The following is a 9,518-nucleotide window of genomic DNA, read 5'->3' as shown; positions in this document are numbered from 1 at the left end:
GTCGTCGGCCGGGGCCACGCGCCATCCCCTACGACGCGAACCCGGCCGACGACAGCGGCCGTGAGCCCCCGCCGGAGCTGCGGCTCGGCGTGGTACTGGCGGTGGGGTCCATGGCCGCTGTCGCGGTTGGGCGCCGGGCCGAGCCGGGGGGCCACTGGCTGGCGGACGGCTGGACCGGCGCCGCAGCTCCGGCGGGGGCTCACGGCCGCTGTCGTCGGCCGGGTTCGCGTCGTAGGGGATGGCGCGTGGCCCCGGCCGGTGGGTACTGGCCTGCGGGCCGACCGGGGTGCCGGGACGGGAGCTATGGAGTCGGTCGGCGGGGTGCCGGGACCGAAGACGTGGGGACGGTCAGCCGGGTGCCGGGACGGGAGTTGCGGGGTCGGTCGACGGGTGGTGCTGCGGGGTCCGTGGCGGGCCGAGGCAGGCGCCGGTGGTGCCGGTCTTCTCGGTGCGTTCCAGCGGCGGGCCGGTTCGCGGTCCGCCGCTCTGTGGGGGCCGTCGGCCGGGAAGGTGTCAGCCCGCGTGGACGCGGGGGCGGCGGGTGCGGTCCGGTTCCGCCTCGCGCAGGACCTCACGAGTGACGGGGGCGACCTCGCCCTGGCCGAAGAGGAAGAAGCGCAGGAAGTTGGCGAACGGGTTGCCCTCGGTCCACTCGAAGTAGATGTGCGGGGTGCGGTTCGTCGCATCACGGACGTGGAGGAGCAGCGCGGCCAGGGCGTTGGGGATGGCGGAGGACTCGAGCGTGAGGACGCGGTAGCGGCTGTGCAGGACCTCGCCGCGTACGGTCAGACCTGCCTCGAACTCGGAGGGGTCCAGGACCGTCACCTCGACGAAGACGAAGTCCTCCTGCTCGGGCACGTCGTTGTCCTGCCGGATCTGCTCGATCTTGTCGCGGTACTCGGCCTGGTCGCGCTGATCGGGCTCGTTGGCGATGAACCGGATCTTCCGGCTGGCCATGTCCCGGACGAAGCGTTCCGCCAAGGGGTCCAGGGTCACGCTCGTCACGCGCAGCTCGAAGGCGCGGGCCAGGCGGGACAGGAGGGAGACGAGGATGATGCCGGCGATGAAGCAGGCGCCGATCTTGACGCCGTCGGGGCGCTCGATGACGTTGACGACCGTCGTGTAGAGGAACACCGCCGAGATGACCGCGAAGCCGATCGTCCCCTTGCGCTGTCCGGCCTTGTGGGCGGCGATGGTCACCGCGATCGCGGCGGAGCTGATCAGTACCAGTACGCCGGTGGCGTAGGCGCCGCCCTGGGCGTCGACGTCGGCGTCGAAGATCCAGGTGACCAGGAAGGCGACCAGGGTGAAGACGATGACCATGGGCCGTACGGCGCGGGCCCAGTGCGGGGCCATGCCGTACCGGGGCAGGTAGCGGGGCATCAGGTTGAGCAGGCCGGCCATCGCGGAGGCGCCGGCGAACCACAGGATGGCGATCGTGGAGACGTCGTAGACGGTGCCGAAGATGTTGCCCAGATAGTCGTGCGCGAGAAAGGCGAGCGCACGGCCGTTGGCTGCGCCGCCGGGCTCGAACTCCTTCTCCGGGATGAGCAGGGTGGTGACGAAGCTGGTGGCGATCAGGAAGCAGCTCATGATGACGGCGGCGACGGTGAGCAGCTTCTTGGTGTCGCGGATGCGGCCGGCCGGCCGCTCCTCGGTGTCCCCGGGGTCCCCCTGGACGTGTGGCATGACGGCGACGCCGGTCTCGAAGCCGGAGAGGCCGAGCGCGAGCTTGGGGAAGACGATCAGGGCGACGCCGATCATCACGAAGACGTTGCCGTGCTCGGCGGTCAGGGCGTTCGACCAGTCGGTGACGACATGGCTCTCGGTGGCCACGTGCCACAGTCCGACCGTTACGACGACCGCGTTCAGCGCTAGGTAGACGCCGACCAGGGCGACGGCGACGCCGATCGCCTCCAGGAAGCCCTTGAGGAAGACCGCGCCGAGCAGGGCCACGAGGATGAGGGTGATCAGCACCTGCTTGTCGTGCAGCGCGTCCGTCAGGTGCGGGTTCTCCACGAGGTGGGTCGAGGCGTCCGCCGCGGACAGGGTGATGGTGATCAGGAAGTCGGTGGCGGCGAAGCCGAGCAGCGTGAGGACGAACAGCTTGCCCTTCCAGAAGGGCAGCAGCCGCTCCAGCATGGAGATCGAGCCCTCGCCGTGCGGGCTCTCCTCGGCGACCCGGCGGTAGACCGGCAGGGCGCCGGCCAGGGTGACGACCACCAGCACGATCGTGGCGACCGGTGAGAGCAGGCCGGCCGCGAGGGCCGCGATGCCTGGCTGATAGCCGAGGGTGGAGAAGTAGTCGACGCCGGTCAGGCACATCACCCGGTACCAGGGCCGGCCCTTGTCGGCCGGTTCAGGTACGGCGTGCGGACCCTGGTGGCCGCCGCCCCGACCCATGTCCGACAGGCCCTCCAGCGTCCAGGCGCGCAGGCGACTGGGCTGCGGGTGCTCGGTGGTGGCCATCGGCGGGCTCCTGATGTGCGCTCGGCGTGTGGGGATCGACCTGCGGTTTCCGGCCATGACGCGGACGGCCGCATCAGCGTAAGCGGAGAGTGACGCATGGGCCCACGGATCTCGGGGCGTGCGGCGTCAAGCTTCCGTTAAGACTGGCGTGGTGGAGGGTGATGGGCTGAAAGCGGGTGGTTCATGGCAATTTCTGCTGCTGGAGGCGGGGTGGGGTCGAGGTGTCGGCGGCTACGGGGTGTCATCGGCGGGCTCGTTGGGTGGTCGCCCGGTGGTGCGGCCACGGACGTCTGCGGCGTCTCCGCCGCTTCTCGTGCGAACGCCGGGGTGTGAACGTCGGGCGTGAACGTCGGGCGTGGACGTCGGCGAACCCAGCCTGTGCTCGCGAGGGGTGGCTGAACGGCGGCTGGGGCGCGGGCATTTCTCGATCCGCCGGCAGCGCCCGACGCGCGGTCTTGTCCCTCCCCGGACGGGCCTCTACAGTCCGCTCCGTAATGTTCGTCAGGTGAGCCGAATGTTTCGAACCCTGGATCTGTCGCCTGTCTGACGGAAGTGCGGAAATTTCTCTGTGTTCAAGGGGTTGCCACTCGTCCAGCGCTGTCTCTAGGGTGCGGCAGCAGCGAAGCTTTCTGGATTCATACCGAAACTTTCGATCTCAGGACGGCCGTGGGGGCCGTTCCGTACCCCAAGGAGCGCATGATGGGCGACCCGGGACTCTCCCGACGAGGCTTCCTGGCGGCCTCCGCCGCGGCCGGTGTGGGCATGACGGCACTGAGTGCCTGCGGCGGCGACTCGGACGGAGGATCGTCGGGGACGACCACCATCGAGTGGTGGAACATCTCCACCACCCAGCCGACCAAGGACGTCTGGGCCCGTCTCGCCAAGCAGTTCGAGGCCCAGAACCCCAAGGTGAAGGTCAAGATCGTCCAACTCGAGAACGACGCCTACAAGTCGAAGATGACGGCGCTGACCGCCTCCGGGAAGCTGCCCGACATCTTCCACACGTGGGGCGGCGGTGTTCTGCAGCAGCAGGTCGACGCCGGGCTCGTCGAGGACCTCACCGGCCGCACCAAGGACTGGGCGGACGGTCTGCTGCCGGTCGCCAAGGAGCCGTACCTGCTGGGCGACAAGGCCTACGGCATTCCCTTCGACATCGGCATGATCGGGTTCTGGTACAACAAGGCCCTCTTCAAGCAGGCCGGCGTCAGCGCGCCGCCCACCACCTGGAGCGGATTCCTCGACGCCGTAAAGAAGTTGAAGGCCGCCGGCATCACCCCGATCGCCCTGGCGGGCAAGGAGAAGTGGCCCGGCATGTACTACTGGGCCTACCTCGCGATGCGCACCGCCGGACTCGACGCCCTCCAGAAGGCCGACGAGGACAAGGACTTCACCGGGGACGGCTTCGTCCAGGCGGGGCAGCACCTCCAGGACCTGGTGGACCTCCAGCCCTTCCAGAAGGGCTTCCTGGGCGCCGCCTACTCCAGCCCGACCGGCCAGGCCGCCTCCGTCGGCAACGGCAAGGCCGCGATGGAACTCATGGGCCAGTGGGCCCCGGTCGTGGAGGCCGACGCGGGCAAGGGCCTCGGCGCCGACCTCGGGTTCTTCCCGTTCCCCGAGGTCGAGGGCGGACAGGGCAAGCTCACCGAGGTGTTCGGCGGAGGCGGCGGGCACGCCCTGCGCGCCGGTGCCCCGCAGGAAGCGGTCGACTTCCTGAAGTTCTTCGCCTCCGCCGCCACCGACAGCGCACTGGTCAAGGAGACCGGTGTGCTGCCCGTGGTGCCCGCCGCCGAGAGCGCGCTGACCGACCCCAACCTCAAGGCCGTACAAACCCAGTTGAAGGCGGCCACCGGCTTCCAGCTCTACCTCGACCAGGCGTACGCGCCGGCCGTGGGCCAGGAGATCAACGACAGCGTCGCCGCCCTCATCGCCGGCTCCAAGTCATCCGCACAGGTCGCCCAGTCGATCACCAAGGTCGCGAAGGAAGAGCAGTAGCCCGCAATGACCTCGACCTACCTTCCGGACAAGCGCAGCGGCCCGGACGCCGGTGCCCCGCCCCCGGCCGCAGAAGCGGCCCGGGGGCGGGGCCGGCGGCGCACCCGCCACTGGCTCACCGCCGTCGCCTTCCAGGTGCCGGCCCTGGTGCTGTTCGGCGTACTGGTGCTGCTGCCGATGCTGTTCGCGCTGTACGCCTCGTTCTTCCGCTGGGGCGGCTTCGGCATGCCCGAGAACTACATCGGCGTCGACAACTTCACCCGTCTCCTCGACGACCCGGTCTTCCTCGGTGACCTGTGGCGCTGCCTGCTCCTGGTCGTCTTCTCGCTCGTGGTCCAGCTGCCGTTCGCGCTTGCCCTGGCGGTCGCGCTCAACCAGCGCATCCGCGGCCGGGCGGTCTACCGGATGCTGTTCTTCGCGCCGTACATCCTCTCCGAGGCGATCACCGGCGTGCTGTTCGCCATGATCTTCGCGCCCGACCAGGGTCTCGCCGACCATGTGCTGGGCGCGGTCGGTCTGGACGGCCTGGGCGGGGAGTGGTTCGCCGACCCGTCCACGGTCATGGCCACCCTCTTCCTCGTCATGACGTGGAAGTTCTTCGGCTTCCACATGATGCTCTACCTGGCCGGACTCCAGTCCATCCCGGCGGAGTTGACCGAGGCCGCGCTCATCGACGGCGCCGGCCCCTGGCAGCGCTTCCGCCACGTCACGCTGCCGCTGCTCGCACCGACTCTGCGGATCAGCGTGTTCCTGTCCATCATCGGCTCGGTCCAGCTGTTCGACCTGGTCTGGGTCACCACGGCGGGCGGCCCGGACCACCACTCCGAGACGATGGCCGTGACCATGTTCCAGTACGGCTTCAAGCGCTACCAGGTCGGATACGCCAGCGCGATCAGTGTCGCCATGTTCGTCATCAGCCTCGTCTTCGCCCTCGCCTACCAGAGGTTCGTCCTGCGCCGCGACCTGGAGGGGGCCACCACGACCCTGAGAGGAGGCGGCGCATGAGCGACCGCAAGACTGGCCGAAACCTTCCGCTGCACCTCGTCCTCGTCGCCGTCGGCGCGGCGATGGCCGTCCCCCTCGTCTACGCCGTCCTGTCCGGCTTCAAGACGACCGACGAGCTGTCCCGCAACCCGATCGGCCTGCCCGAGTCGTGGGTGACCTCCAACTACACCGACATCCTCGGCACCGCCGCCTTCTGGCAACTCGTCGGCAGCAGCACGCTCATCGCGATCGGTACGACGGTGGTGGTGGTCGCTGTGTCCGCGCTCGCCGCGTTCTCCTTCGCCCGGTTCGCCTTCCGCGGCCGCGAGGTGCTGTTCACCCTGTTCACGCTGGGGCTCATGTTCCCCTTCGCGGTGGCGGCCCTGCCGCTGTTCCTGCTGCTGCGCCAGCTCGGGCTGCTGGACAACCCGCTGGGCGTGATCCTGCCGCAGGCCGCCTTCGGGCTGCCGATGACCATCGTGATCCTGCGCGGCTTCTTCCAGCAGATCCCGCCCGAGCTGGAGGAGGCGGCCACTCTCGACGGCTGCAGCCCGCTCGCCTTCTTCTGGCGGATCCTGCTGCCCATGGCCCGCCCCGCCCTCGGCACGGTCTCCGTCCTGGCGGTGGTGGCCAGCTGGAACAACTTCTTCCTGCCGCTGCTGGTGTTCACCGACTCCACCTGGTGGACGATCCCCATCGGCGTGCAGCAGTTCCAGGGCCAGTACTCGGCCGAGTACGCCCGCGTCTTCGCGTATCTCGTGCTCGCCATGGTTCCCGCCCTGGCCTTCTACTCCGTCGCCGAGCGCCAGCTCGTCGGCGGCCTCACCGCCGGCGCCACGAAGGGATGACGCGCGCCCGCGGCGTACGGCCCCATGTCCTGGCGTCGCCTTCCCTCTCCCACTGCCTCAAGGCGTGGGAGGTGCTTCCCGGCCTCGCGACGGGAAGGCGACGGCAGGCCGCACGACACCACCCATCGTGAGGAGTCGCACCATGCCCCGCACCTCCCGTACCCGGCTCAGACTCGCCGGTGTCCTCGCCGCCGTCCTGGTCAGCGCCGGTGTTGCCACCGGCCCGGCCGCACAGGCGCACGAGAAACCCCGGACGCTCGCCGACCTCGCCGAGCGCCACGGCCGCTACTTCGGCAGCGCCACCGACAACCCCGAACTCACCGACGCCCCCTACACGAAGATCCTCGGCGACGAGTTCGACATGATCACCCCCGGTAACGGCATGAAGTGGTACGCCACCGAGCCCCAGCAGGGCGTCTTCGACTTCTCCGCCGGCGACGAGATCGTGAACCTCGCCCGCGCCAACCACCAGAAGGTCCGCGCCCACACCCTCGTCTGGCACAGCCAGCTGCCCGGCTGGCTCACCGACCGGGAGTGGACGGCCCCCGAACTGCGGGCCGTCCTGAAGAACCACATCCAGACCGAGGTCCGCCACTACCGGGGCAAGGTCTACGCCTGGGACGTCGTCAACGAGGCGTTCAACGAGGACGGCACCTACCGGGAGACCGTCTTCTACAAGACGCTCGGCCCCGGCTACATCGCCGACGCCCTGCGCTGGGCCCACCAGGCCGACCCCAGGGCCAAGCTCTACCTCAACGACTACAACGTCGAGGCCGTCGGCCCCAAGAGCGACGCCTACTACACCCTCGCCAAGCAGCTGAAGGCACAGAAGGTGCCACTGCACGGCTTCGGCCTCCAGGCCCACCTGGCCCTCCAGTACGGCTATCCGACGAGCCTGGAGGACAACCTGCGCCGCTTCTCCCGGCTCGGCCTGGACACCGCGCTCACCGAGGTCGACGTACGGATGGAGCTGCCCGCCACCGAGGAGAAGCTCGCCCAACAGGCCGACTGGTACCGGGACATGACCGAGGCGTGCCTTGCGGTACGGCGGTGTGCCGGCATCACCATCTGGGACTACACGGACAAATATTCGTGGATTCCCGCGTTCTTCCCGGGTGAAGGGGCGGCCCTGCCGTGGGACGAGCAGCTCGCGCCGAAGCCGGCGTACTACGCGATCCGTGAGGCGTTGAAGTAGAAGTCCTGGTGCGGGACTTGAGCAGAGGCGCTTGAAGCGGGGCGTCGACGTGAGAGCTGCCCGCTGGACGTCGTCAGGGGGCGGGAGCCGGTGGTGCGGTGCTGGCGCGCACCACCAGCTCCGTGCCCAGTTCCACCCGTGGTGAGTCAGGCCGCTCGCCGCGGGCCAGCCGCAGGACCGTACGGACGGCCAGCTGGCCCATGTCGGCGAGGGGTTGCCGGATCGTCGTCAACGGCGGTGCGGACCAGCGCACTTCGGGCAGGTCGTCGAAACCCACCACGCTCATGTCCTCAGGGACGCGCAGGCCGCGCCGGCGCAGTGCCTCGATCGCGCCGAGCGCCATCTGGTCGCTGGCCGCGAACAGAGCGGTCGGCGGCTCGGCCAGATCGAGCAGGGCGTTGCAGCCGGTGAAACCGGACTCGGGGTGGAAGTCGCCGGGCACGACCAGGGATTCGTCCAGGGCGACGCCGGCCGCCTCCAGGGCCGCCCGGTAGCCGTCGAAGCGGGCCCGCGAGCAGAGCAGCCGCGGCGGCCCGGCGATCAGGCCGATCCTGCGATGGCCGAGGGAGAGCAGGTGCTCGGTGGCGGCCAGGCCCCCGGACCAGTTGGCGGCGCCGATCGTCGGGGTGTCGAAGGCGGGGGAGCCCATCGGGTCGACGACCACCAGGGGGACGCCCAGGATGCGCAACTGTTCGTGCAGCGGCGGTTCCAGAGCCGAGGTGACGAGGATGACGCCGTCGGAGGCGCGGGCCCGCAGATTGCGCATCCACTCCCGGGCGTCGCCGGTGCGGCCGTGGATCGCGGACACCACCGTGCCGGCCCCCGCGGCGTGCGCGGCCTCCTCGACCCCGCGGATGATCTCCACGGCCCAGGGTGAGTCAAGGTTGTTGAAGACCAGGTCGAGCAGGGCGGCACGGGACGGGAGGGCGGCGGGGCGCTTGCGGTAACCGTGCAGACGCAGCAGGTCCTCGACGCGGGCGCGGGTCGCGGGGGAGACGTCGGAACGGCCGTTGACCACCCGCGACACGGTCGGCACGGAGACCCCGGCCCGGCGGGCGATCTCGGTGATGGTGACCTTGCCCTGGGGCGCGGGTGCCGTCTCGTCCGCCGCCACTGTGCCCACCTCTGCTCGCCCGATCCGTGCTCCGGAACTTCCAGGAGTCTTCCGGAAATCGAGGGCCTGTGGGAAGAGGAACTGGAGGGAAACCGCAGGGTTACGGGGAGTGAGCACCCCTGGACGGGCGTCGGGGCCGGCGCGCAGCGGCGGCTGCGGTCCGGCCCCGCGGTGCGGTGAACGGCGTTCGTCGGTGCCGTCCGGGTGGTGCCGAGGCGGTGCTGCTCAGGCGTGCTGATCAGGTGGTCTCACGAGCGTGCTCTGATCAGGCGGTGCTGCATCAGGCGGTGCTGCATTAGCGGTGCTGCATCAGCGGTGCTGTTCATATGGTGCTTCTCATACGGTGTTGCTCATGCGGTGGGTGCTGCTCAGGCGGCCGTGACGATCCGGCTGCCGGCCAGCGGGCGGTGCGGTGCGATGATCCGGCCGTCGGGCAGGATCTCGCCGGTGTCCTCGAAGAGCAGGACGCCGTTGCACAGCAGGCTCCAGCCCTGTTCCGGGTGGTGCGCCGCGAGGCGGGCGGATTCCCGGTCGGCGGAGTCGGCTGTCGGGCACGGTGGCTGGTGCTGGCACATGGAGGGGATCTCTCGCTCTGGCGTGGTGTGTGGAAGGTGTGTCGTGTCTGTCCCGCGGCGTGAAACGTCGTTCATGGCCGCCCCCCGTTGTGATAAGTCGGTCGGAACCCAGTGTTGCCCTACGGACGTCGATCCGCAGGGATTTCGCGGCACCGCTCCTCACAGGTTCATGACGCATCACCCACGCGGGCGGTTCATTCCCACCGCACCGTCACTTCGGGTGGTTTCGGCTGGTCGAATGGGGCTAGGTTCTGTCCGGCGGATCACTGTCGGAGCCAGAGTCGGATCGCCGCGGTGGTGACGGTGCCGTGGAAGACGTAGGCCCTCTTGTCGTAACGGGT

7 protein-coding genes are annotated in these 9,518 nt (G+C 69.6%); 4 read left to right on the top strand and 3 right to left on the bottom strand.

Annotated elements, in window-relative coordinates:
* Positions 1-513: 513 nt before the first annotated feature.
* Positions 514-2,469, bottom strand: coding sequence for an amino acid transporter (locus P1P75_RS36365; RefSeq protein WP_319263524.1), 1,956 nt, complete (start codon positions 2,467-2,469; stop codon positions 514-516).
* 699 nt (positions 2,470-3,168) lie between these two features.
* On the opposite strand from P1P75_RS36365, the gene P1P75_RS36360 reads away from it, so the two are divergent.
* The 4 genes from P1P75_RS36360 to P1P75_RS36345 all read left to right on the top strand — a co-directional run bounded on the left by P1P75_RS36360 (position 3,169) and on the right by P1P75_RS36345 (position 7,488).
* A complete protein-coding gene (locus tag P1P75_RS36360) occupies positions 3,169-4,461 on the top strand; it encodes an extracellular solute-binding protein (RefSeq protein WP_319263526.1) in 1,293 nt (430 codons plus the stop codon).
* 6 nt (positions 4,462-4,467) lie between these two features.
* Positions 4,468-5,466 carry a sugar ABC transporter permease gene (locus tag P1P75_RS36355; protein ID WP_319263523.1) on the top strand — a complete coding sequence of 333 codons (999 nt, stop codon included), beginning with the start codon at positions 4,468-4,470 and terminating at the stop codon, positions 5,464-5,466.
* Positions 5,463-6,293: a carbohydrate ABC transporter permease gene (locus P1P75_RS36350; RefSeq protein WP_086770688.1), complete on the top strand. Its 831-nt coding sequence runs from the start codon at positions 5,463-5,465 to the stop codon at positions 6,291-6,293. Before P1P75_RS36355 ends, P1P75_RS36350 begins: the two co-directional genes overlap by 4 nt.
* 142 nt (positions 6,294-6,435) lie before the next feature.
* Positions 6,436-7,488, top strand: coding sequence for an endo-1,4-beta-xylanase (locus P1P75_RS36345; protein WP_319263522.1), 1,053 nt, complete (start codon positions 6,436-6,438; stop codon positions 7,486-7,488).
* A 73-nt stretch (positions 7,489-7,561) separates the two neighbouring features.
* Here P1P75_RS36345 and P1P75_RS36340 read toward each other — a convergent pair whose 3' ends face one another.
* Both P1P75_RS36340 and P1P75_RS36335 read right to left on the bottom strand, forming a co-directional pair.
* Positions 7,562-8,602 carry a LacI family DNA-binding transcriptional regulator gene (locus P1P75_RS36340; RefSeq protein ID WP_319263521.1) on the bottom strand — a complete coding sequence of 347 codons (1,041 nt, stop codon included), beginning with the start codon at positions 8,600-8,602 and terminating at the stop codon, positions 7,562-7,564.
* Positions 8,603-8,970: 368 nt separating this feature from the next.
* Entirely contained in the window at positions 8,971-9,177 is a 207-nt protein-coding gene (locus P1P75_RS36335) for a DUF5999 family protein (protein ID WP_086770685.1), read from the bottom strand.
* Positions 9,178-9,518: the final 341 nt, after the last annotated feature.

Source organism: Streptomyces sp. ID05-39B (assembly GCF_033794725.1).
Lineage (GTDB): Bacteria > Actinomycetota > Actinomycetes > Streptomycetales > Streptomycetaceae > Streptomyces > Streptomyces bobili.
Note: the sequence above shows the minus strand (reverse complement) of the source record. Positions and strands in the feature narration are given on the sequence as shown.

Bases quoted from the DNA above. Each gene is read 5' to 3' on its own strand.
- P1P75_RS36345 (WP_319263522.1), top strand. From the start codon at position 6,436: ATGCCCCGCACCTCCCGTACCCGGCTCAGACTCGCCGGTGTCCTCGCC.
- P1P75_RS36350 (WP_086770688.1), top strand. From the start codon at position 5,463: ATGAGCGACCGCAAGACTGGCCGAAACCTTCCGCTGCACCTCGTCCTC.
- P1P75_RS36355 (WP_319263523.1), top strand. From the start codon at position 4,468: ATGACCTCGACCTACCTTCCGGACAAGCGCAGCGGCCCGGACGCCGGT.
- P1P75_RS36365 (WP_319263524.1), bottom strand. From the start codon at position 2,469: ATGGCCACCACCGAGCACCCGCAGCCCAGTCGCCTGCGCGCCTGGACG.
- P1P75_RS36335 (WP_086770685.1), bottom strand. From the start codon at position 9,177: ATGTGCCAGCACCAGCCACCGTGCCCGACAGCCGACTCCGCCGACCGG.
- P1P75_RS36360 (WP_319263526.1), top strand. From the start codon at position 3,169: ATGGGCGACCCGGGACTCTCCCGACGAGGCTTCCTGGCGGCCTCCGCC.